The 25724-nt window shown below is 45.7% G+C and carries 17 protein-coding genes; 15 read left to right on the plus strand and 2 right to left on the minus strand.

The window, feature by feature from the left end; translation table 11 throughout:
- The first annotated feature begins 29 nt into the window (after window positions 1–29).
- The 8 genes from RS891_RS14990 (at window position 30) to RS891_RS15025 (ending at window position 14663) form a co-directional block, all read left to right on the plus strand.
- Complete coding sequence (locus RS891_RS14990; RefSeq protein WP_315795868.1) at window positions 30–3113, plus strand: alpha-mannosidase; 3084 nt, start codon at window positions 30–32, stop codon at window positions 3111–3113.
- Between the two features lie 44 nt (window positions 3114–3157).
- Window positions 3158–4084: an ABC transporter permease gene (locus RS891_RS14995; RefSeq protein WP_113054820.1), complete on the plus strand. Its 927-nt coding sequence runs from the start codon at window positions 3158–3160 to the stop codon at window positions 4082–4084.
- A 12-nt stretch (window positions 4085–4096) separates the two neighbouring features.
- Window positions 4097–4993, plus strand: coding sequence for a carbohydrate ABC transporter permease (locus RS891_RS15000; RefSeq protein ID WP_063565068.1), 897 nt, complete (start codon window positions 4097–4099; stop codon window positions 4991–4993).
- A 62-nt stretch (window positions 4994–5055) separates the two neighbouring features.
- Window positions 5056–6708, plus strand: a complete 1653-nt coding sequence (locus tag RS891_RS15005; RefSeq protein ID WP_315795871.1) for an extracellular solute-binding protein — start codon at window positions 5056–5058, stop codon at window positions 6706–6708.
- A 140-nt stretch (window positions 6709–6848) separates the two neighbouring features.
- Window positions 6849–8858 (plus strand): glutaminase family protein, encoded by a 2010-nt coding sequence (locus tag RS891_RS15010; RefSeq protein WP_315795873.1) that lies wholly within the window; start codon window positions 6849–6851, stop codon window positions 8856–8858.
- 12 nt (window positions 8859–8870) lie between these two features.
- Window positions 8871–12098 carry a glycosyl hydrolase gene (locus tag RS891_RS15015; protein ID WP_315795875.1) on the plus strand — a complete coding sequence of 1076 codons (3228 nt, stop codon included), beginning with the start codon at window positions 8871–8873 and terminating at the stop codon, window positions 12096–12098.
- A 259-nt stretch (window positions 12099–12357) separates the two neighbouring features.
- A complete protein-coding gene (gene ptsG / locus RS891_RS15020; RefSeq protein ID WP_315795876.1) occupies window positions 12358–13932 on the plus strand; it encodes a glucose-specific PTS transporter subunit IIBC in 1575 nt (524 codons plus the stop codon).
- A gap of 5 nt (window positions 13933–13937) precedes the next feature.
- Window positions 13938–14663: an N-acetylmannosamine-6-phosphate 2-epimerase gene (locus RS891_RS15025; RefSeq protein WP_315795878.1), complete on the plus strand. Its 726-nt coding sequence runs from the start codon at window positions 13938–13940 to the stop codon at window positions 14661–14663.
- Window positions 14664–14710: 47 nt separating this feature from the next.
- Here the strand turns inward: RS891_RS15025 and RS891_RS15030 are convergent, their stop codons facing one another.
- The gene (locus tag RS891_RS15030) at window positions 14711–15514 is read right to left on the minus strand and encodes a MurR/RpiR family transcriptional regulator (protein WP_315795880.1); all 804 of its coding nucleotides are present in this window, start codon (window positions 15512–15514) and stop codon (window positions 14711–14713) included.
- 296 nt (window positions 15515–15810) lie between these two features.
- On the opposite strand from RS891_RS15030, the gene RS891_RS15035 reads away from it, so the two are divergent.
- The 3 genes from RS891_RS15035 (at window position 15811) to RS891_RS15045 (ending at window position 22061) form a co-directional block, all read left to right on the plus strand.
- Window positions 15811–19890: an S-layer homology domain-containing protein gene (locus tag RS891_RS15035; protein WP_315795882.1), complete on the plus strand. Its 4080-nt coding sequence runs from the start codon at window positions 15811–15813 to the stop codon at window positions 19888–19890.
- 158 nt (window positions 19891–20048) lie between these two features.
- Window positions 20049–21098, plus strand: coding sequence for a helix-turn-helix transcriptional regulator (locus RS891_RS15040; protein WP_315795883.1), 1050 nt, complete (start codon window positions 20049–20051; stop codon window positions 21096–21098).
- 168 nt (window positions 21099–21266) lie between these two features.
- Entirely contained in the window at window positions 21267–22061 is a 795-nt protein-coding gene (locus RS891_RS15045; protein WP_315795885.1) for an SDR family NAD(P)-dependent oxidoreductase, read from the plus strand.
- Between the two features lie 235 nt (window positions 22062–22296).
- Here the strand turns inward: RS891_RS15045 and RS891_RS15050 are convergent, their stop codons facing one another.
- Window positions 22297–22956 carry a helix-turn-helix transcriptional regulator gene (locus tag RS891_RS15050; protein ID WP_113054810.1) on the minus strand — a complete coding sequence of 220 codons (660 nt, stop codon included), beginning with the start codon at window positions 22954–22956 and terminating at the stop codon, window positions 22297–22299.
- A gap of 165 nt (window positions 22957–23121) precedes the next feature.
- On the opposite strand from RS891_RS15050, the gene RS891_RS15055 reads away from it, so the two are divergent.
- From RS891_RS15055 to RS891_RS15065, 4 genes are read left to right on the plus strand one after another with little or no spacing between them, the layout of a single operon-like run.
- On the plus strand, window positions 23122–24525 hold the full coding sequence (locus RS891_RS15055; protein WP_315795888.1) for an MFS transporter: 1404 nt from the start codon (window positions 23122–23124) through the stop codon (window positions 24523–24525).
- 33 nt (window positions 24526–24558) lie between these two features.
- Window positions 24559–24864, plus strand: coding sequence for a winged helix-turn-helix transcriptional regulator (locus tag RS891_RS31665; RefSeq protein ID WP_113054809.1), 306 nt, complete (start codon window positions 24559–24561; stop codon window positions 24862–24864).
- Window positions 24865–24914: 50 nt separating this feature from the next.
- Entirely contained in the window at window positions 24915–25268 is a 354-nt protein-coding gene (locus RS891_RS15060; protein ID WP_315795890.1) for a hypothetical protein, read from the plus strand.
- A 30-nt stretch (window positions 25269–25298) separates the two neighbouring features.
- Window positions 25299–25655 carry a HesB/IscA family protein gene (locus RS891_RS15065; protein ID WP_113054807.1) on the plus strand — a complete coding sequence of 119 codons (357 nt, stop codon included), beginning with the start codon at window positions 25299–25301 and terminating at the stop codon, window positions 25653–25655.
- The last annotated feature ends 69 nt before the right edge of the window (window positions 25656–25724 follow it).

A 25724-nucleotide genomic window follows, 5' to 3' on the forward strand; every position in this document is an offset into this window, starting at 1 on the left:
ATTGATGTAACAGAGAGGAGTATACTAGCATGCCATACGAACCGATAAGGCCAGAACGGTTAAAACAGATGTTAAACAAACTTCGGGAAGCCATATATGAGCCGATTGCCGAATTGGAAGTGACGGCTTGGGTTACACCAGAGCCTGTACCTTACGAGGAACGGACGACTGGCGTAAAAGTGACACTCAAGCAAGGAGAACAATGGGGGCAGTTATGGGACTGTGCCTGGTTCCGTTTTGCAGGTAATCTTCCGGCAGTCACAGGTAACCAAACCACGGTCCTTTTGCTGGATGTCAACGGTGAGCTGTGTCTGGTTGACCATGAAGGATCACCTATCCAAGGATTGACGACGATTAACTCCGAATTTGATTTTTCATTAGGTCTGCCTGGGAAACGAGTCGTGCAGCTTCATGAGACTTCTGTAAATGGACAGGAAGTTGAAGTGTGGGCAGATGCAGGCAATAACGATCTGTTCGGCAAGTATCGGGGAGGGACGTTGAAAGAGGCACTCATCGCCTTCTGCAGGGAAGATATTCGGGATATCTATTACGATACCGAGGTGCTATTGGAGACCGCAGAGCAGCTTCATGACGGTTCCGCTCGGAAGGAGAGAATCTATCAGACGCTCTATGATATTTCGGTACAGTTAATTGATTTCTCGAAAGAGAATGTCGAGCAAGCGAAAAAACGACTAAATGAACAGCTAACCCTGCAGGGGGGCGATCCGGTCTTAACCCTAAGCGCTGTGGGCCATGCTCATATTGATTTGGCCTGGTTATGGCCGATCCGTGAAACGATCCGTAAAGGAGCTAGAACGTTCTCAACTGTGCTTCGCATGATGGAGCGTTATCCCGATTATGTGTTCGGAGCGAGCCAACCGCAGCTGTACGATTGGATGAAGCAGCATTATCCCAAGCTGTATGAGCAGATCAAGGAGCGTGTACGTGAAGGCAGATGGGAACCGCAAGGCGCCATGTGGGTAGAATCGGATACCAATGTGCCTGGTGGTGAATCACTCGTACGCCAGATTTTGTATGGCAAACGTTACTTCCAGCAGGAATTTGGCCTGGAAATGAAATCGCTCTGGATGCCTGATGTATTCGGCTACTCGGCCAGTTTGCCCCAGTTATTAAAAAAATCCGGTGTGGACTACATGATGACCCAGAAGCTCTCCTGGAGCGAGTACAACCGGCATCCGCATCATTCCTTTCTATGGGAGGGAATTGATGGTTCAGCGGTATTAACACATATGCCGCCAGAGGATACTTACAACAGTCCAGCAGCTCCGCGTTCAATCATCAAAGCTGAACAGGGGTATCTGGATAAAAATGTATCAAGCCATGCACTAATGCTCTTTGGTATAGGAGACGGAGGCGGAGGGCCTGGCGAAGAGCATTTGGAGCGGCTGACACGGGAGAAAAACCTGCTTGGTTTGTCCCCTGTTATACAGGAACCTTCTTGGAAATTTTTCGAACGACTCAATGAAGAACGTGAACGGTTCCAGACATGGCGCGGTGAGCTTTACCTGGAGAAGCATCAAGGAACCCTGACCAGTCAGGCGCGAAGCAAGCGGTATAACCGGAAGATGGAGAAAGCACTGCGAGAGTTGGAGTTCGCCTCCGTACTTGTGGTTTCACAGCTAGGCAAGTCTTATCCGTCCGAGACACTGGAAACGATATGGAAGGAAGTTCTCCTGTATCAGTTCCATGATATCCTTCCCGGGTCTTCCATCAAGCGTGTGTACGATGAGTCACTCATACGATATGCAGAACTTTTAGATCAGACGGAAAATATGATCAACGAAACCTACAGCCATATGGCAGACCAGATCTCTGCAAATATCGAATCCTCATCCAGCTCTTCCGTGGTGATATTCAATTCATTGCCTTGGGAGCGTCAGGAATGGATTAATACGAATGGAAGCTGGCGCAAGGTGCATGTTCCATCCATGGGATACACAATGGTATCAGATCATGTGGACCAGGATGCTATAGATGAGATTGCATCATGCGTTCAGGTAGTTCCGGGAATACAGGGGTCGGAATTTCACGTTTCCGCTGAAGAACGCTGTGTGGAGAACGACACATTCATCTTGAAGTTTGATCGGAATGGAGCCATCATCTCCATCCGGGACAAGGCTGAAGCTCGGGAAGTCATTCCGCAAGGTCATCCCGGAAATGCACTTCGTGTGTATCACGACGAAGGAGATGCTTGGGATTTCAGCCATGACTATTCCGCACATACAGGAATGCCATTAACGCTCCATGATATTCGCGAGCTTCGTGAGGGTCCAAAAGTCGGGCTGGTCTTCGAATATAACCATGGAGAATCCACTCTGATCCAGACCGTGGTTCTGACAGAAGGCAGCAGACGGATTGATTTCGAGACGACCGTGGATTGGAGAGAGAACGGGAAAATGCTTCGTACTTCATTCCCGGTGAATATTCGTACAGATCAGGTTCACTGTGAGATCCAATTTGGCAGTTTGACCAGACCGACTCATCGGAATACCATGTGGGACTTTGCCAAGGATGAGATATGTGCTCATCAGTGGATTGATTTATCGGAGCCGAATTATGGAGTCGCCTTGCTTAATGATTGTAAATATGGTCATAGAGCCATCGATAATGTGCTTGGTCTAAATTTGCTGCGAAGCAGCTCGTATCCTGATCCGGAAGCGGATCGTGCGGAGCATACGTTCACCTACTCGTTATATCCGCATCAAGGCAACCATGTTCAGGCTGAGATCTATCGAAGAGGTAATGAACTGAACATCCCGCTTCGTCCCGTTTCCTTATCATCTGTATCTGCGAAGCAGAACAGTAAGCTCCCGTATTCCAAAGCATTTCTTCAGCCGGAGCATCCGCACATCATGGTGGAATCCGTCAAAAAAGCCGAGGAGGGAGATGACATCATCGTCCGTCTTTATGAAACTTCGGGAACACATGCCACCACGGCATTACATCTTGGATTCCAGGTAGCAGAAGCGTGGACGACGGATCTTATGGAGAATATCCTTTCACCTGTTTCCATTGCAGGAGCATCCGAGATGGCTTTGTCCTTCACGCCATTTGAGATCATCACATTACGATTGAAGCTAGGACAGCTATAGCTGGGATGGTTGACCGCCCATCATGAGAAAGGAGAGGTTGGAATGTGATCAAGACACGAGTGAGCAACAATCGATTGATGAAGCGAATCTGGCAGCATAAACTCTTTTATTTGTTTATGCTGCCCGGAATCGTCTGGTTTTTCCTGTTCTCCTATGTACCACTATATGGAATTCAGGTCGCTTTTAGGGATTACAATTTCGTTGGCGGATTCACCGGAAGTCCATGGGCAGGTCTTAAGTACTTTCAACAGTTCTTCAATTACTACCAATCCGGTGACATCATCCGTAACACGATTATCATCAGTCTCATGAAATTGCTAATTGGCTTTCCGATGCCTATCATTCTTGCACTCCTCTTAAATGAAGTACGAATGATCAAATTCAAAAAGACGGTTCAGACCCTTTCCTACTTGCCTTATTTCGTATCCTGGATCGTTGTGGTTACGCTGATGCAACGGCTCCTAACGCCGTATGGGGGGCCAGTCAATGACTTATTGGGTTCATTTGGAGCGGAGTCAATTCAGTTCCTGAACAATCCAACATGGTTCTATCAGATGATCGTCGGTTCAGACATCTGGAAGAATATCGGTTGGAATTCCATTATCTTTATGGCCGCCATTGCGGGTATTGATCAGCAGCTTTACGAAGCTGCCAAAATGGATGGTGCAGGACGCTTCAGACAGATGTGGCATGTGTCGCTTCCAGGTATCCGCAATGTAGCTATCATATTATTCATACTCGCTGTGGGCAGTCTGATGAGCGCAGGTTATGAACAACTGCTGCTCCTGAATGGACCAGCAACCGCAAACCTGGGCAGTGTACTGGACGTGCATGCCATTAACTCAGGGATTCGAGAGGGGCGTCTCAGTTATGCTGCAGCTGTCGGACTATTCCAAAGTGTTATTGCACTCATTCTGGTTGTAACCGTTAATCGCATCGCCCGCAAAGTCAGTGATGTATCCCTGTTCTAAGGAGGTGACCTTATGGAACGAAAATGGTCCTTATTCTCGGTACTTAACTATATCTTTCTCGCTTTGGTTGGATTCTCGATGATTTACCCGTTTATATATATCTTGGCTTATTCACTGAACGACGGTAAGGATTCGATGCAAGGTGCGATTTATTTTCTTCCCCGCCAATTCACGTTGGATAACTACGCCCAGGTATTCGATAACGCACGGATCTGGAAGGCATATCAAATTACGATTATGCGTACCGTGCTGGGTACGTTCCTCCACGTTGTATTGTGTACACTCATGGCCTATGCACTTTCCAAAAAAACGTTGCCAGGTCGCTCCTTTTTCACCTTTTACATCTTTTTGCCCACGATTTTTAGTGCAGGATTCATCCCGTTCTTCATTACGCTTCAAAAACTGCATCTGATTAATAGTTTCTGGGTGTACGTTTTACCCTTGTTGTTCAACTTCATGCACATCATCATTATTCGGACATTCCTGCAAGGCATACCGGAGGAACTGGAGGAATCGGCGCGTATTGACGGGTATGGTGATTTTCAAATTTTTGTACGCATCATTTTGCCTCTTTCCGGGCCAGTACTTGCAACAATCTCGCTTTTTATCGGGGTAGCCCACTGGAATGACTGGTTCTCGGGCGCTTATTACGTCTCGAACAAAGATTTGATTCCGGTGCAGACTCTACTGCAAGAAATGCTGACGGAAGCAGAGGCGTTATCCAATTCGATGCAGCGTGCAGCACAGCAGGGTGGACAGACGGTTGGTGGTGTCGGTGGAGCAGGAGCAACACCTGAATCGCTTCGAATGGCCTTGCTTGTCATTACGGTTTTCCCGATCTTATGTATATATCCGTTTCTGCAACGATATTTCGTGAAGGGGGTAATGATTGGTTCGGTTAAAGGGTAGATCATCCTGACCTGAATTTGCTAGAGCTTTACCGAGATCATTTATTCAAGGAGGCGATTGGTTTGAACAGGATTTGGTCGAAAGGCGTATCCATCTTGCTCGTGTCCATCATGGTTGGAGGTTTGCTGAGCGGTTGCACGAATTCATCAGGGAACGGGGAAGGCGCAGAAGGCGAGAACGGAAATAAACTCAAAATCTTGCACAACTGGAATGGCTCAGGCGGATCGGATAATGGGATAACCCCTGTCGAGGAAGTCATCAAAGAGAAAACGGGTGTCACTTTAGAGTGGGAATATACGAAAGGCAGCGAGACGGAGAAAGTAAACCAGATTTTCGCCACACAGGATTTGCCGGACATTTACACCGGACCTGCATGGGGCGGCGAGCTGGACGGGATCATCAAGGCTGCCAAAGAAGGACAGCTGGTCGATATATCCGATAAATTGGGAGATTACCCGAACCTGGCGAAATCCATTGCGAAAGAGAATGTGCCACCAGCGTTATATGAAAAAGCAATAGATGCGTATGACGGCAAGAAATATTTACTTTTACAAAATCAGCCCGCAACGAACGAAGACGGCATGGATTGGCTGTATGGCTTCTACGTTCGTAAAGACATTGCCGAGAAAGTCGGCGTGGATCCTCAGTCTGTCGTGACGAAGGAAGACTTCTATAATTTTCTCCAAAAAATCAAAGATGCCAACCTGAAGGAGAGCGGTCAGCCGGTGTTTCCACTGGGGGGATTTAGTAACGGATGGTCCGTAGGCATCGGAAACACGATGTTCTATTCGGGAGCAGGCTATGTAGACAAAGGTGACGGAACGGTAGAACATAACTTTTTCACCAAAGGATACGAAGAATATACGCTGTTCTATCGTAAACTGGTTGCAGAAGGGTTGATGGACCCTGAAGCCTTTACTCAGACGGATCCTATTGCCAAAGAAAAAATTAATCAAGGACGCATTGCTATCCTTGCCGCACATTATCCGGCCATTTTGGACGCCTCCAAAGAATATGTTACTTCACATCCTGGGAGCGATTACATCCCGATCGGACCATTGGAGCGGGCAGATGTTGACCCGAGCCGGCCTGTTGATCTAGGCATTCAAGGAAACAACGTAACGGCTATCACCAGTAGTTGCAAGGGTGCGTGTGTAGATGCGGCGCTCAAGTTTCTCGATTACATGGCTTCTGACGAAGGCTTCATGCTGGCCCGGTACGGAGTCCAAGGGGTTCATTGGGATATGAAGGATGGTAAACCTGTACCGAATAAAGAATGGTTTGATAAGTTTACCGCAGATCAATCCGGTAAAGTTCGCAAAAACGAGGGCATTTCCATTGGTCTGGAATCGATCACAGGGCTTGACCGCATCAATTCGGCAGCAGGCGGCGACATCTGGGCAGACCAGGAAAGACTCGATGCCATGGAAAATGCCCGGAAAATCCTGCGTCCAAACGGCATTCATGTGATCACAGCCTATAACCCGGGCGATGTGATTACCAAATCACCGGAATGGGAAATGTTGAAGCCTTCCATGGATCGGATGGGAGATGCCTGGAAGGAGGCTATTTTCGCCAAATCGGATGAAGCGGCCCTCAGCATTATTAACGACCTTAGGGAACAGCTTCGGAAGACTGGATACGATCAAGCGATGCAGTTCACCAATGAGAACCTGAAAGGAAAAGAAGTAGTAACTGTTCAAATGCCGAACTGATGTTGAAGGGTTAGGATACCAATTATCACGGAAATCAAATAGGCTTTGCAGCGCCTTGGCTAACAAGGCGAGCGAAGCCTTTCCCTTTTATCAGGACGTACCGTTTGCGTTGAAAAAATGAATTGAAGGAGATGAAATAAATGACGACATTTAGACCACCATCCGTACCTTTGATCACGGTAGACCCTTATTTTAGCGTATGGTCTGCTGCTGACCATCTCTATGATGATCACACCAGACACTGGACGAACAAAACGCAAGGTATGGTTGGCATGATTGTCATTGACGGCAAAATCAGAAGGTTTATGGGGAAAGTAGACGTTCACGAAAATTCAACCATTGAGGAGCCTGACGTGCTCAATCAGACGAATCTAATTGTTGAGCCAGTAACCACCCGTTACACTTTTGAAGGAGAAGGCATCGAACTTGAGGTTCATTTTACCACACCGCTATTGCTCGATGATCTTGAGCTGTTATCCAGACCTGTGACGTATGTTACGTTCCATGTTCGAGCGATAGATGATCAAGGCCATCAAGTGAAAATCTATTTTGATGTGACAGGGGAATGGTGTGTACATACTCCTGATCAGCAAGTCACCTGGGCGTCTCATGTAATCAATGAACAATTACACGCCATGTCCATGGGAACGGTGGAACAACCTATATTAAAACGTACAGGCGATGATACGAGAATCGACTGGGGTTATATGTATCTGGTGGTTCAGCGATCCCATCAATCGCAATCAGTCATCCGTTCGGTATCCAGGCGTGAAGAGTATGCCCGGTCAGGTCTTTTGAAGACAGGAGATGATTCTACCAAGCCGAAATCCATATCTGGCGATATGCCTGTTATGGCAACCGAAATGGACCTGGGTCTTATCCATGAAGAGTCAGCATCCCGCTACCTGATGCTCGCCTATGATGATATTCATGCGATTGAATATTTTCACAAACCGCTGAATGCGTATTGGAAAAAAGAGGGTGTGACATTTCAGGAGATGCTGGTAAAAGCTGCGGATCAATATGAAGAGGTAGTGCAACGGTGCAACCGCTTTAATCGGGAACTCTTAGCAGAGAGTCAGGCTACAGGCGGGAACCAATATAGAGACATTCTGGCATTGACCTATCGGCAAGCGATTGCTGCACATAAATTGGTTGCTGATGAAGCAGGAGAAGTATTATTTTTCTCAAAGGAAAATTTTAGTAACGGTTGTATCGCTACGGTGGATGTGAGCTACCCGTCGATTCCGTTGTTTCTAAGGTATAACACCGAATTGGTCAAAGGTATGATGCGACCAATCTATAGGTATGCCGAGAGCACGGATTGGACGTTTGATTTTGCTCCACATGACGTAGGGACTTACCCCCAAGCCAATGGCCAGGTATACGGAGAGAACAAACTCGAATATCAGATGCCCATCGAGGAATGTGGCAATATGCTCCTGATGGCAGCAACGGTATGCAACTATGAGAAGGATGCGGAATTTGCCCGTGAGCACTGGGGACTTCTCACAACATGGGCTTCATATTTGCTGCAACATGGACTGGATCCTGACAATCAACTGTGCACGGACGACTTTGCCGGACATCTTGCGCACAATGCCAATTTATCCATTAAAGCGATATTAGGCATTGCCGCCTATGCGTATATGTGTGATGAGCTTGGTTTGCCGGATGGTGCCGTTTATCGTGAAGCGGCTGAAAAAATGGCAGAGGAGTGGTCTTCCATGGCCGCAGCAGGTGATCACTACAAGCTAACTTTTGACAGCTCGGATGAGTCATGGAGCATGAAATACAATCTGGTGTGGGATCGTCTGCTCGACTTCAACCTGTTCCCAAAAGAAATGGCGGCCAAAGAGTTGGTGTATTATCAGCTAAAACAGAATCGATATGGCATACCGCTGGATAGCCGTGAGATGTACACCAAGTCCGATTGGCTCGTATGGTGTGCCTCCATGAGCGAATCGCAGCCTCTATTCGAACAGATAATTTCGCCTCTGTGGGACTTTATGAATGAAACATCGAGCCGTGTACCTGTAACAGACTGGTATGACACCATCACCGGAAAGCAGTTGAATTTTCAAAATCGATCGGTTGTCGGTGGATTTTTCATTCCTCTGCTGAGAAAGACATCTGTATCAAAATCATGATGAGATCAGGTGATGAAGGTGGAAACGAAAATTACGGATATTCATGCATTACAACAGCAGTTCAAGAATCCTGAGGCAACGTATCGTCCACAGCCCTTTTGGTTTTTGAACCACAGTTTTACCAAGCCAGAGCTGGAAAACCAAATTCAATCCATGGTTGAAGCCGGTGTTGGCGGCGTTGTATTGCATGCGCGTCACGGGATGCAGGCCTCGTACCTGTCAGAGGAGTTCATGGAAACGCTGGATTTCTGCACAAAAGAGTGCCAGAAGCGCGATATGGTTGCCTGGCTCTATGATGAGGACAATTGGCCGAGCGGAACACTGGGAGGTAAGCTGACGAGGCAGTATCCCGAATATCGGATGAGATATTTGAGGGTTGAGGAACGAAGATATTTACACGATGCACAGCAGGAAATGTTATCTCTCGATTTTGCCTCCTACGCTAACAATGAACTGATCGCAATTCTCGCTTATCGTGCCATCCAGCAAGAAGGGGAATGGCTGATATATGATCAACCTGAGGTTATTACAGCGTTATGCGGACAGAAATGGAAGCCTGAAACCGACGAAGATTATATTATACTTGCCTGTTGGTCCTGTGAAATTGCTGAAGGGATCACGTTTGCAGAAGGGTATTATCTGGACACGTTGAACCCGGAAGCCGTGCAGGCTTTCATTCAATCGGCATACGAGCCCTTTCAGCAATTTCAGCCTCATTTCGGCGTGACCATTCAAGGTGTATTCACGGATGAACCTGGGCTCATGATCCACGACGGTTTTTTCGGAGTCGAAGCCATCCGAACGTCGGTTCAGGATGTGAATGCCACTCTTCCGGGTATTGTGTTCGCTTGGACCCATGGGATGGTGGAGCGCTATCAACAGGAGAACGGATATGATCTGATTCCAAGATTAGGCGCGTTGTTATATGGTATGGCTGACGGCAGCAGGTCTGCGAGGCAGGACTATTATGATACGATTACCCGTTGGTATGTAGAAGGTTATCATGAAGCTATTCGTTCGTGGTGTGAATCACACAGCTTGCTGTACATCGGCCATACGCTGGAAGAACCCGTCTGGGGGCAGGCTCGGTCACAGGGTAATCAAACCCGCGTATTACAGCAGTTCCATTATGCGGGTGTGGACTACCTGACACATGGGATAGGTACAAAGGAGAATCCACATCGAATCGTATCCGTAAAGACGGCCGCGTCTGTCGCACAGTTGGACGGGAAAAAAAGAGTTATTTGCGAGTCATTTGGTGCAAGCGGTCATGCTTATGCCATGCGACAAAGGCGGCTTGATGCCAATTTTATGGCATTTCTGGGTGTTAATCTGTTTATCCCGCATGCATTCTACTATTCATTTGCAGGGTATCGGAAAACAGACTTTCCACCTACCGAATTCAAGCATGCACCGCATTGGCCGCATTATCGGACTTTTGCCGATTATCTTGGTCGGTTGAGTGTACTGGGTACTTTCACGAAGCGTACACCTGAAGTACTTCTGTTATCACCCATCCAAACGGTATATGAGCATATGTTTTTATCCGGTGAATCGAACCAGCATCCAGCTGCGGATCAACTGTTTTCGTTATTGTCAGACCGCATGCTGCGCAGCTCTATTGATTACGATTATGTGGATGAGTGTCAGCTCAGAGAGGCCAAGATTACTGATGCTGGAGGATATCAGTTTAACGGAGAACGAAATGAATATTCGATTTTGATATTGCCAGAAATTACGGTCATGTCGATAGACATCGCAAAACAGCTTGTTACCTTTGTAAACCGCGGTGGAACGCTTATTGCGGTGGGGGCAATTCCTTGTGATAGTGAGCGACAGCGCCAAGATCCGGAATTACGGAAGTATATGAACGAACTATATGGCTCCGATCATCAGTATGGGAAATTACAAGCGATTGGCAAAGGGTACAGCTTATTCTATTCCATGAAAAACACCGCTCATAACGACACACTTATGAACTTTTGTGTTCGGTTAAGAGAGTTAACGACATCATCCCCGGCGATTGCCTGGAAACAGATCGAAGGAAACACCGAGGATCTCATTACCATCGAACGCAAATTTGAAGATCATGTGCATATATGGCTGATGAACTGGTCGGAGCAGCCCGTGACTATTCAACTCCATCAGAACCCTGTAAAAGAACACATTGAAGAACAGATGGAAGAATGGAACTTGGAAAACGGGAGCATGAATCAGTTGAGAGATGATGCTGTTCTAACATTTGTACCGGGTGAGCTCCGGGTTCTATCCGTTAGACAGGATCATGTACCTGATTCACTTTTTACGGAAGAGACGACTCTTCCCAACGCGCAAGAGCCTATAAATCATAAAGTGCAAGATGCCGCCGATGTGTGGGTACTGGGTGATCATTGGCAGTTTCAGACTCTCGAACCCAATGTACTTGTATTGGATCAATGGCAGGTTACATTGAATGACCGCCAGTCCAGAATGAATGCAACAATGCCAGGCCAAGTCAACACGTACCGGACAACATTTGTCGTAACTGAAGAATGGATCGAGCTTATGAAGTCACAGCAAGATGCAGTTCATTTAAACGAATCTGGAAATGAGCAGATCTTCACGATTGAGCTAATCCTTGACGATATCGAGCAAAAAATCCCATCCCATATTGGCTTCCTCCAACGCAGACGTAATGTTGAAATCTTTGTGAATGGAGTGCGGATGAAAGCACTTCGGCCTTCACTGTGGCAAGATACTCATTACGCTGGTGTGGATATTACCCAACATCTGGTGATAGGCGAGAATGTGCTTGAAGTTCTCACGGTTTCATTGCTGGAACCTATGCCGGCCATTTCCTTTCCTGCTTATCTGATTGGTTCATTTGCTATACAAAATCAGACTACATTAACCGTTGAACCTGAACAAATGACCGGGGTTTGGAATGTTGAAGGTTATCCTTTCTATTCAGGAGCGGGAGTGTACTCGCAGCAAGTGGATTTGTCTGATGTCAGCTTGAGTCCGGAAAATGAAATTTGGCTGGAAGCGGAAGAGATTAGAGAGACGGCTTGCCTGTATGTGAATGGGGAGAGAGTTGGCATCCGGTTATGGCCACCCTACCATTGGAACGTCACACCTTACATGGTGCGAGGTAATAATGTAATCGACATTCATGTGGCCAATACACTGGAGAATATTTACGGAAAGTCATCACTACCTTCAGGCATAAATGGGCAGGTAAAACTTGTAACTAAAATTTAAAATAATACACGATTCAGGTTTAGGTTTTGGATTCGCCGGGGAAGAATATGAACGCAATAAAGTCGCCATACTGTCGGCTTTTTTTGCATTGAACCAACATGACTGAGCTTTGATGTGCTGGAAATAATTATATTTGAACCGGGTTATTCCTCAAATGATTAGACCTCACACGTAATGAAAGCGATTTAAAATTGTATTGACGAAAACCATTTTCATAATTATTATGTAAATGAAAATAGTTTTAGAGAGGTGGATCACTGTGAAACAATATTTTGAGAAGGCTCAGAAGTTTGGTAAATCGTTCATGCTTCCTATTGCTGTTTTACCAGCGGCGGGTCTATTACTGGGGATTGGAGGGGCCTTGTCCAACGCCAATACGATTAACTCGTATCCATTTTTGCAGATCACGTGGCTGCAGCAAGTGTTTACGGTGATGAGCAGTGCAGGAAGTATTGTATTTGATAATCTGGCTTTGATCTTTGCCATTGGTGTAGCCGTCGGACTCGCCAGGGCGGACAAAGGTACAGCGGGTTTGGCAGCTGGACTTGCCTATCTGGTCATGAATGCATCGATCAATGCGATGCTTGTCAATTCGGGTAAACTTGCGGCAGATCATTTGGCTAGTGCCGGTCAAGGTATGGTACTTGGAATCCAGACCTTGCAAACCGGTGTACTCGGAGGGATCGTTGTCGGATTGGTTACCGCATGGCTTCATAATCGGTACAACAAAATAGAACTTCCTCAATTCTTAGGATTCTTTGGAGGTTCACGTTTCATTCCTATCGTTTCATCTTTTGCGGCCATCTTTATTGGTATTGCTTTGTTCCTGATCTGGCCAACGATCCAGCTTGGCATAACGCAGCTTGGAGGTTTGGTCGATAGAACTGGGTATATCGGAACATTGTTGTACGGATTTATTTTACGGATGCTGGGTCCACTTGGGTTGCACCACATCTTTTATCTGCCTTTCTGGCAGACGGGAGTTGGCGGAACAATGGAAGTTGCGGGAAAAGTTTACGAAGGGACACAGAATATTTTCTTTGCTCAACTGGGAGATCCTGCAACCGAGAAATTCTTCTCGGGTACATCCCGATTTATGTCAGGTCGTTTCATCACGATGATGTTTGGTCTGCTCGGTGCGGCGCTCGCTATTTATCACACGGCCAAGCCAGAACGTAAGAAAGTGGTTGGCGGATTGATGTTGTCTGCGGCGCTCACTTCGTTCCTGACAGGAATTACGGAGCCTCTGGAATTCTCATTTCTGTTTGTTGCTCCAATCCTGTATGTCATTCACGCCGTATTTGATGGTTTGGCATTTATGCTTTCACATATTTTTGAGATTACCATCGGTCAGACTTTTTCAGGTGGTTTAATCGACTTTATCTTATTCGGGGTACTTCAGGGTAATGCCAAAACGAACTGGATTATCGTTCCCATCATCGGTGTGGTCTGGTTCTGCCTTTATTACTTCACCTTCCGAATCTTGATCGTGAAGCTCAATTTAAAAACTTCGGGACGTGAGGAAGAGGTAACATCGGAGCCAGACACCAAAACGCAAAGTCAGCCCTCCAGTACACCCGCATCAGCGAAGGGTGAAGAACGCTCCATTGCTATCCTGAATGGACTTGGCGGTGCAGACAACATTAATGAATTGGATTGCTGTGCAACACGGCTTCGCGTATCTGTGAAGGATATCGAGAAAGTTCAAAAGGATGCGCTTACAGCTACAGGAGCCAAAGGGGTAGTACTTGTCGGTAACGGAGTGCAGGTTATTTATGGCCCTCAGGTTACGGTGATCAAAAATGAAATCGAAGAAATTATGGAAACGGAGTAATTGCAATGAATTTAGATAAATTAGATAACTTAGGTTTACAAGGTGGTCTCGTTGTATCATGTCAGGCTTTGGAGCATGAGCCACTTCATAGTTCGCTGATCATGGGACGCATGGCAGTCGCAGCAAAAGAGGGGGGAGCCATCGGTATTCGTGCGAATACGGCGGCAGATGTGAAAGAGATCAAGGAGCAAGTTGATCTTCCCGTCATAGGTATTGTAAAAAGAAACTACGGAACCAATCCGGTATTCATTACTCCAACGATCTTGGAAGTGGATGAGCTTGCCGAGGTTCATGCAGAGATTGTTGCAATTGATGCCACTTTGCGTGCGCGACCGGACGGTAAAACACTGGATGAATTCGTAAAGGAAATCCGCACCAAACATCCTCAACTTCTATTAATGGGGGATATTTCAACCAAAGAGGAAGCCATTAATGCAGAACGACTTGGTTTTGACCTGATCTCTTCTACATTGGTTGGATATACAGAGGAGACAGCAGGGCTTAAACTGTACGATAATCAATTTGCAGCCTTGAGGGAAATTTTATCTAGCGTACAAACGCCTGTTGTTGCGGAAGGGAATATCATGACACCGGAGATGGCGGCAACGTGTCTGGAAGCTGGAGTCTATTGTGTAGTTGTGGGAGGAGCCATTACCCGCCCGCAACAAATTACGGAACGTTTTGTCTCTGAAATTGCAAAATTGAAGCAGTCTTCTCCTTCTGTCCAATAAAAAAAGAGAAATAAACAAACAGCCAACGAATCAAGTTGGCTGTTTGTTTATTCAGCTGAATAAAGAGCTTTTAACGTTTGCTGCCGCGCAAGGAGTAAATGTTCATCTTCAAGTAATAGAAGAGAAATCACATCCAGGATGTAAATGATAGCCAATTGGCTGTTGATGAAGTGTACATCTCCGGTTCGCCCGATATCGGGTGTGAAAATGCATAAATCCGAGACTTCAGACAGCGGTGTGTGATCAAAATTAGTAATTCCAACAACTTTGCTTCCTCTTTTTTTGGCGGCATTTAATGCATCACTGACTTCCAGTGTTCGTCCTGAATTGGATAAACCAATGACCAGATCATCTTCACCCAAAAGGGAAGCGCTCATGATCATCATGTGCGAATCCGTCACCGCATCAATGACGATATCCATCCGCATTAGTCTGTATTTGAACTCCAGTGCAGATAAACCTGAACTTCCCAAACCATAAACATAGATTTTGCGTGCTTTTTTTATGTACTGGACCACTTGTTCAATCCTGTCGGTATCCAGCATTTCTGCGGTTGCGTTAATGATATCATTGTGGATCTGCTGTGTTCTTATAAAGAAATCCGTTTGATTGCGGGGTTGATCCACTTCACGGTTAAGCCGAATTTTAAAATCTACAAATGTAGAACAACCTACTTTTTTACAAAATCGAGTAATGGTCGACATGGAGGCATTGGTGTAAGCAGCCAAATCCCTAATATTAATGTTATTAATGGATGATTTATTGCGCATCACATAATCAGCGATTTCCTTTTCTTTTGCTGAAAAACGCTGGTATTCAAGCTGCAGCATGTCAATGACACTGGATGACATTACGAATCCCCTTTCCCAGAACATGTTAACTTTTGTATAGTCTGTCCTCATTAGTCTACTTCCTAAAAGCCAATTCATCAAACTTTAAAAATAGTGAGTATATTTTATCTAAATAGGAGTGAAAACCATATTAATTATTATGTTAACTTGAAATGTTATCGAAATTATAAGTTTAATAAATGTAAGAGTTTACATAAGTTTTACTTCCCGCTAACCGGATGCTGATCTTCCCTTGTTATGCTAGGCCTGTTTGGATTTACATAAGCCAACCAATCATACATACAAAGGAGAGAATTATGATCAGTCACCTCTACAAAAAAGTGTTATCCATCCTGTTATCGATTGCTTTGGTATTCGGATGGCTTGCGGGATTTGGGGGAGTTAATTCAGCCCAAGCCGCATCATTGTCGGAGCCTGAGATGCTATTACAGCGTAATGCCAATTGGAATTATTTCGATCAGGGACAGGATCTGCAATCGGATTGGCGTGCTTCATACGATGATTCGTCCTGGAATTCGGGACTAGCTCCATTCGGTTATAAAGACAATGGTAATGGCGTAAGCACTTCCTATTTTGGACCTCTTCAAACGGAAGTCAGTTACGGTCTGGACAAAAAATTCAAACCCCGTACAACCTATTTTCGGACAAACCTTACCGTTAACAAGGACCGAATTGACGATTATGGTCAAATTCTCGGCACATTCGGTATTGATGACGGTGCAGTGATCTATGTGAATGGTGTGGAAGTCATTCGTTTTGGCATGCCGGACGGCGAGATTGAGTACTCTACCAAAGCAACTTCTGGTAAGGATTTGCCGGTAATGTATGAGGATATTGACCTCACTGCGCCGATGAAAGCCAATTTACGTGATGGCTCAAACGAAATTGCGGTCGAAGTACATCAACAGAGCGACAGCAGCTCGGACCTGTATTTTGACATGGAACTTAAAGCCTTGGCTAACGCGCCATCGCTGGATATCAGCAAAGTTACGGTTACCTTCTATGGGGATGCAACAAGTAGCAAAGGCTTCACTTGGTATACGCCTCTTGCATCTGCACAGAGCACTGTTCAAGTGGTGCCGAACCTGGGAGGCGTTGCCGACTTCAGTCAGGCCCAAAGCTTCAGTGGACGTGCAACCGTAGCTTCCAACTCCCCTGGAGAAATGGTGCATAAGGCGGAAGCGACAGGCCTTTCCCCTGACACTTCTTATTCTTTCCGTGTTGGTGATCAGGATCTGGGCCTATGGAGTGAAGTTGGAACGTTCAAAACGGCTCCGGTTGACGGAGCGTTTACCTTTATCGACCTGACGGATACACAAGCGAAGGAAGAGGATGAGGCGATCCTGTCCGGATCAACTCTGTCCAAAGCACTCGCAACGGTTCCAAATGCTGAATTCGTTGTCCATAACGGAGACGTTGTAGAGAATGGTACTTCAGAACAAGAATGGAATTGGCTGCTTGGTCATTCGCAAGTCAGTCTCATGAACACGACCATTGCACCATCTGCTGGCAATCATGAGAATCAAAATTATGCGTTCTACGAGCATTTTAATGTGAAGCAGCCAGTCGGTGCTGCAACGGAAACAGGCGCATATTATTCTTATAATTACAGCAAAGCCCATTTTATCGTATTGAACTCCAACGAGAATTCAACGGAGTACGCCAACTTCTCGAATGAGCAAGTCGCATGGATGAAGCAGGATGTAGCGGAAGCAAAAGCCGCAGGAGCCAAGTGGATTATCGTTAACATTCATAAAGGTCCATACACGACATCGAATCACGCTACCGATAGCGACATTATTGGTGCAAACGGGGAACGAAAAAAAATCGCCCCGCTCATGAACGAACTGGGGATTGATCTGGTCCTTCAGGGACATGACCATATCTATGCACGGACGAAACCGATCAAGAGCGATGGCACGGCTGAAGAAGTGTCCAAAATAACGGAGACCTTCAATGGGCAGAGCATCGAGTACGCGGTTAGACCGGATGGAACCATTTATATGATTCCTGCTACTGCCGGGGCCAAAGTATATTTCAAAAACGTAAAACCGGCGCTGGGTGAAGCGTACTTCAGCTTGTTCGAGCGTGCGGAGGAAAACCACGCACGGCAATATGGAGACACTACAAGTTTGGCCAGAGGTCATGTGCAGAACTTCGTTTCATTGACCATTGATGGAGAGAAGCTGTCCGCCATAACCTATGAGATTGACCAAAATAAAAATAATGCTGAGCCATTTATTGTGGATACGTTCGGAATCATCAAGGAATCGGATACAGTTCCTGTTCCAGAACAGGTAAACAAGGTAACGGTAACGTTCCATGGAGATCCTACCAAGAGCAAAGGCTTCACGTGGTACACTTCCGATCAAGTAACGAATAGCAACCTTCAGGTTGTAGAGAAAACAGCTGCAACACCTGATTTCACGCAAGCCAAATTGGTTCAAGGGCGCTCTGCAAAACCTGCTAATGCTCCTACAGAACTGATGCACAAAGCAGAAGTGACAGATCTGAAAGCTAATAAGACCTATTATTTCCGTGTAGGCGATGCTTCTCAGCAAGTATGGAGCGAGACAGGTACCTTCCGTACAGCACCGGAAAATGGAAAATTCACTTTCATTGATCTGGCGGATACACAAGCGAAGGAAGAGGATGAGGCAATTCTATCCTCTGAGACATTGGCCAAAGCATTGGCTACAGTACCAGATGCACAATTTGTCGTTCATAACGGGGATATCGTCGATAATGGAGTGAAAGAGGAACAGTGGAACTGGCTGCTAGGGCATTCGCAAGAAAGCCTCTTAAATACAACCATCGTTCCGTCCGCAGGGAACCACGAGGACAAAAATTATGCATTTATCGATCATTTTAATATTCAGTCACCGGTGAATTCCGCTACGGAGACGGGAGCTTACTATTCTTATAATTACAGCAATGCGCATTTTGTTGTGTTGAACTCCAATGAGGATTCGGACGAGTATGACAACTTCTCTTTAGAGCAAGTCGAGTGGCTGAAGAAAGATGTTCAGGCTGCCAAGAAGAATGGATCCCAGTGGATAATCGTTAACATTCACAAAGGGCCGTACACGACGTCAAATCACGCAACGGATTCGGACATCATGGGAGCAAACGGTGTACGTACCAAGATTGCACCGATCATGGCGGAGCTTGGCATCGATTTTGTACTCCAGGGACATGATCACATCTATGCCCGCACAAAACCGATTGATCAGCAGGGGAAAGCGCGTCAGCCAGAAATGATCACGGAGATGCAAAATGGACAGAAAATCGAGTACTCTGTGAATCCGGATGGCACGATCTATCTGATTCCGGCAACAGCTGGTCCAAAAGTGTATTATAAAAATCCGAGCACAAGTCTTGGTGATGCTTATTACAATCTTTTTGAACGTGCAGAAGAGAATCATGCAGCCAAATATGGCCCTGATCCGAATGACAACCGTCGACCAATGCGCAGTCAGGTGCAGAATTTTGTAGGCATTACGATTGACGGCAGCAAACTGACAGCTGTAACGTATGAAATTGACCAAAATCTGAACGGAGCAGCCCCGTTCATTATTGATCAGTTCGGTATTGTGAAGAAGACAGAACCATCAAATCCGGGACCAGGAACGTCCAACCCGGGAACGTCCAACCCGGGAACATCGAATCCCGGCTCCGGTTCAGGCTCAGGTAACGGTTCCGGCAGCAGTAATGGCTCTTCAGGAACCGGTGGCGATACAACAACCGGAAACGGTTCGAACAGCGGTAGTGGTAGCGGAACTGATTCCGGCAACAAACCGGATACTGGATCAGGCAATAACGGAAACGGAGGCACAGCGCCAGCGTTGAAAGATACAGCTGGACACTGGGCAAAATCTGCAATTGATAAAGCCCTGGCGGCTGGATTCGTCAATGGTTATGGGGATCAGACCTTCCGTCCGAATCAGAAAGTCACACGTGCCGAGTTCATTACGATGCTGGGCCGTGCCCTGAATCTGAATACCGTAAGCGAGAGTATTCACTATACGGATGATAACAAGATTCCTTCTTGGGCGAAGCCGTATATTACAGCAGCTGCGTCCGCTGGCATTGTCAATGGTTACGAAAATGGCTCGTTCGGCCCTGGCAAGACGCTTAGCCGGGCAGAGATGGTAACCATGATTGCACGTGCTGGCGGAATCCAAATGAATGCCAATGCGAAGCTGGATTTCAAAGATGCAAAGGATGTCCCGGCATGGGCAGTATCCTATGTAGCTTCTGCCGTGGAAGCAGGTCTGGTGGGCGGTGTAGGTGGCAATCGATTTGCTCCGATGCAGACAGCTACCCGTGCTGAAGCAGTTACACTTATTATTGGTCTTCTTGAACAATCGAAATAACACTAAACCTAATTTCTTCGAAACCAATGCGGAACGTTCCCGCATTGGTTTCTTGTTTTATTCTGGGGACCAGAAAATATTGGAGACATTGCAAAAGAATCAGAGTCCCTGTACAGTGGATGAATCATTGAGCAAAGAATCCCAGAAGGAAGGTATTTATGAAATCCCACACCTCTGAGCGTATTAAATTCCCGGCAGGGTTTTGGACAGGCTTGCATCAATTAGGGATTGCCGCCCACGATGTAGCCCGCAATGCACAACTGCCGCTCACGATTATAACTGAACCAGCCGTCACGACCGCTCAATATTTTGCGATCTGGCAGGCATATTCCGATCTCGTCGGTGACACGGCCGAAGCAATCATCAAGCTTGCAACCGTCTTTGAAACAGGGAAATACCCGCCAAGTGTATTAGCAACCTATCATGCGCGTGACTACCGTGATGCATTACACCGAATGGCTCGGTACAAACAACTTTGTCCCCCTGAAAGCTTACGTATTACTGAGGAAGGCGATGATTGTTCAATTGAACTGGAATGGTTAACTAACGAACAACCAGGTCCGTCATTGCTGGTTGGAGTCACATTGGCATTTCTCCTCGAACTTGGGCGCCGGGGAACAGGTCAACCTTTGACCGCTCGGCTTGTCGAATTTTCGCATACCATGGGCGATGTTCACACCCTTGAGACTTATTTTGGCTGCCCAATTCGAATTGGTGCAACATGTAATCGGCTCACCTTACATCGTAAAGATTTGGACCGTTCGTTTCTTTCATACAACGAAGAGTTACTGGAGATCCTTACTCCCGCCCTGGACCGATCGCTGGATGAACAGCAGGGCAGTCGTTCTATTACAGAGATGGTCAAATGGATTATGAAACGCAGTCTCACAGGAGGTCGCCCTGACATTCAGGTCGTTGCCAAGGAATTGGGTATGAGCGATCGGACCTTGCAGCGCCGACTTACAGAAGAGAATACAAGTTTCAAGCATCTATTGACACAAGCCAGACATGAGCAGGCACGAGCCTACTTGGCAGACCCTAGACTGGACATTAAAGAAGTGGCTTTCTTAATTGGATATGAGGACCAGAACTCGTTCTATCGTGCCTTTCGTTCATGGGAAGGGGATACGCCAACGAATTGGCGTACGGAATATTTAGGCACGAATTCACGATCCGAAGGACCCTCAGCATCAACAACTCTTCATTAATTAAGTGCTTTGTATCATTTGGCGTGTTATGCAAGAACTTTGGCGTAACACGCTAGTTACTGGACAATGTAGACAAGGTAATATAAATCCTATCCGGAGCACAAGACTGTTTTTAACACGAAAACGAATCAGCTTGCCGCTACAAGAAAATAAAAGGAGTAGTGTGATATGGATATGGGTTTATACGGTAAAACAGCTTTGGTTACAGGATCGACGAAAGGGATAGGGAAAGCCATTGCGATTGAACTTGCCCAAGAAGGGGTTAATGTAATCATCAATGGACGAAATGATGCAGAGGTTGAGCGCACGGTTCATGAAATAAAGTCCGATTTTCCCGCTACCTCACCTCAAAAAGCTACAGTTGATCTGGTGGACATTGGTCAAAGAGAAGCCTTATTTGAAAAACACCCCCAAATTGATATCCTGGTGAACAATATGGGGATATATGAAATGATGCAATATGAAGATATCAGCGATGAGATTTGGGAGAAATACTTCCGTACGAATGTGCTGGTTGCAAATGCATTGTCCAAATTTTATATGCCTAAAATGTTGCAAAATAATTATGGCCGCATTATCTTTATTGCGAGTGAAGAAGCCATCATGCCTTCAGGACAAATGCCTCAGTATTGCATGACCAAATCCATGTTATTATCGTTGTCCAAAAGTTTATCGAAATTAACGGTAGGAACAGAAGTTACCGTCAATACAATCATGCCGGGACCAACCCTCACTGAAAATGTGCAACATATCATAGAGAGCATCTACCCTGATGAATCGATGACTTTTTTAGAAAAAGAGAAGGATTTTATGCGGAAAAACCTGCCTCAATCCGAAATTCAACGATTTATCAAGCCTAATGAGATAGGCAGATTGGCTACATTTGTATGCAGTCCTTATGCATCGGCATTCAAAGGTTCTCCAATTCGTATGGATGGGGGAATGGTGCCTACCATCTTCTAAACTTACTATACAACTGAACGAAAAGAACCATGAGCTGAGCTCAAGGTTCTTTTTTTGTTTCCAAATATCGATAATCTTAATGAATCAAATCCAATTCGTTATCTGATACAGAGATTGATTTTATAACAAGCTCACTGAATGTTTTCACGGCATTTGATCATATCCTCACGAATATCTCGATATACTGGTTTACCAATACGATTGCATCCTCCATGCGAATCTATACCGAAGGTAATCACGAATGATGTTCTCTAACCGTATATATGCAGTTTCTTCCTCCAGCCAAAATATACTCTCCCCGTTCAATATGAACTTGATCTCCAAGAACTGTTTTGAATAAATGCAATTCATTCTTACATAACCCGGTACATACTGCTGCAGCTTCACAGATTGGACAATGCTTCTCTATAAATAAGAGGCTACCATCGCCTTGATCCTTGACCTCAGCCATATATCCTTCATTTGTTCGAATTTCAGCAAGTTTTTCAAGCCTTTCCTTCACGCCGCATGCATCACCAATGTATTGAAGATATTGATCTTGCATGTTTTTATTCCGCACACTGAGCAGCTTGTCCAGCCCTTCATTTCCGAAAGCTTCTTTCATGGAATTGATCAGACTGACGGATAACTCCGAATAGCCACTAGGGAAAAAACGATCAGCAGCGGGGGTTAATCTCCATAGTTTGGTTGGTCGGCCCATAGGACGAGCCTCTTCTTCGAAAGTAACCAATCCTTCTTCTTTCAGTGCATTTAAGTGCTGCCTGATGGCCATGCCAGATAACGCAAATTGGGAGGAGAGTGCAACCACATCCATTCCACCTTGATGCTTAAGCAGGTTAATGATTGCTTTTCGGGTACTGGTTGAGGCATCCTTTTTCGTTTGATCCCGGCTCATGGTGAACCTCCTTTTTAAGCAACTGGATCTTCATTATTTCATACATTTTAAACAAAAACATTGACAAAGTCAAAAGTGAACTGTAGTTTAAACTTTGTAAAGTATAATGTTTACTAAGTATCCGGATACGGTGTATACATAAAAATCTCTTGGAGGTCACATATCATGTCGTCCCATTCTCAAAGTATCTTCAGTCCGCGTTATTTTGCATTATCCATAGGAATTATATTGTCAGTGATGGCTGTTGGATTTGAAGGTTTGTCGGTAACGACGATTGCACCTTCCATTGCTGGAGACCTGAACGGTCTTAACCTGTTCGGCTGGATATTCAGTACATATCTGCTTGCACAGATTATCGGAACCTTGGTTGTTGGTCGGATTATTGATAGGAGGGGACCCGCAATACCCTTTACGCTAGCACTTCTTTTGTTTATTGTTGGGCTGGTCGCTGCCGCAACTGCAGGAGATATGTATACCATGATCGCCTCACGGGCCATGCAGGGTTTGGGGGCCGGGGCTATGATGACTTGCGTATACACGGCCATTTCCTTAAGTTATCCGGACGAATTACGTGCCAAAATACTGGGAGCATTCGGTACAGCCTATGTTCTTCCGTCCATGCTCGGTCCATACATTGCAGGCCTTATTGCAGATCAGTGGTCATGGCGCTTTGTGTTCTGGGGGATTCTACCGATCCTGTTGGTTTCAGCACTTCTTAGCTTACCTGCGTTTACAAAGTTAAAATCACAGCCTGTACAAGGGGAGAATGGATCTGCCGCTACATGGATGGCGCTGCTATTAACGATAGGTACAGGGACTTTATTAGTGGGACTTGGCAAGCTTCCGTCAATTATTGGATTTGTTATTGTCCTCATCGGGGGAGTACTGATGGTATACCCACTGCGCAAACTGCTGCCGGCGGGAACCCTTGTTTTGCGAAGAGGTATGCCCGCTATACTCGCTACGCGTGGACTGTTCTTCGCTGCTTATACCAGTACACAAAATTTCTTGGTATTGGCTTTAATTGAGGTGAAAGGCATTACACCTTCTCAGGCCGGATTAATTGTAGCAAGCGCTGCACTGAGCTGGTGTGTCATTGCTTATTTGCAAGGGCTTTGGGACTCGGCAGATCAGGGTCGTGGACGTCATACACGAATTATTATTGGTGTACTCCTGCTTGCCATCGGAATCACCATCGTATTTTGGGTTCCTGTTGTGACCGTTACTGTAGCGGTTATAGGTCAGATCATAGCTGGAATAGGCATTGGATTAGCGCATCCGATTAGCGGTGTTGTGGCGTTTTCCCAAACAGGAGAGGGCGGCGTTGGCAAAACTTCGGCAAATCTGCAATTTGCAGATTCGTTTACACCAGGCGTAGTCATCGGGATCGGCGGTTCCATCCTGGTGGTGTGTCAAGCTGGCGGGATGTCATTGCAATCAGGATTAATCGTAACGTTGGGTTTTCATCTGGTGTTGATCGTATTGAGCTTGATTGCCAGTACTCGGATTGCACCAGAAACAGGACAAATAAAAATGGGGCTGCGATCGTTGGGATTGAAAAACAAATAAACGGGGGTAAGCCAAGGAAGGTGTGTTCATGCGATGCTGACTTCGGATACCGAGAAACTTTTCACAGCCTATCGTATTATCGGAACGAAATGGACGATCCATATCCTATGTACTCTTTCGCAAGGTCCTAAAAAATTCAGCGAAATTTACGAACATGTGCCTTCCATCTCAGAAACGATCCTCTCCAAACGATTAAAAGATCTTCAGAATGATCAGTTGGTGAAGAGAAAAGTCCTAACACATCCCATACAAATCATGTATGAACTTACACCCAAAGGGGCTGCTCTAGCTGCTTTCATACCCTGTTTGATGGAATGGTTTACTACAAACATGAATTAACCCAAAGGAATATCCTGAGATTGCCATCATTTTATCCGGAGGTTTTCTGAATGAACCATGTGTTAATCCTATCCGATACGCATCACATTGTTAAAAGTTTAAGTTTGTTGATTCAAACCGAGCCGTCTTTACATGTATTGGACGTTACTCGTAATGTGATCGGTAACATGGATCAACTTCCGGATAATTCTGTGATCATCATAGATATGAATGTGGACAATATCGAGCTGCTTATAGAACAATTTCCCGAGAAATATCCAGTGATATTGTACAGCGGATCGCTGGAACTTATGGATATTCCTATTCATTTGCAATCAGCAGGTTGTCGTTATTTTAATGCATATACGAGTCCTGAAGAAATCATTAAGATTTTAATGGGCTGCTTTCAAAATATAATAAGCTAGCCAAAAAATACGCTCCAAGGAGGTATAACAATGATTCAGGTCAGTGAAGCAGCAGCAGAAAAAATCGTTGAAATCCTGGCAAGTGCGGATACACAGAAATCTTTCCTTCGGGTAGGGGTGGATGAGGGAGGATGCAGTGGACTATCCTATACCCTAATCGTAGATGAACAGCAAGCAGAAGGGGATATCTTATTAGATAAAGGTGTGTTTCGTATTTTGGTTCACACCAATACGGTTCCATATATTGATGGACTGGAAATTGATTACGAAGAAAGTGGAATGTTAGGGGGATTCACCATGAATAACCCTAATGCAAAAGTTTCATGCGGATGCGGGGCCAGCTTCCGGATGGCGAATTATCGTGGTGAGGTCAGAAAATGTGATTAATTGTCAGGATCACGGAATAATATCAACCAATATCTCATATTAAACATACAATGAAGGAGCTTTCTATTC

This window comes from Paenibacillus sp. BIC5C1, from assembly GCF_032399705.1.
GTDB lineage: Bacteria > Bacillota > Bacilli > Paenibacillales > Paenibacillaceae > Paenibacillus > Paenibacillus taichungensis_A.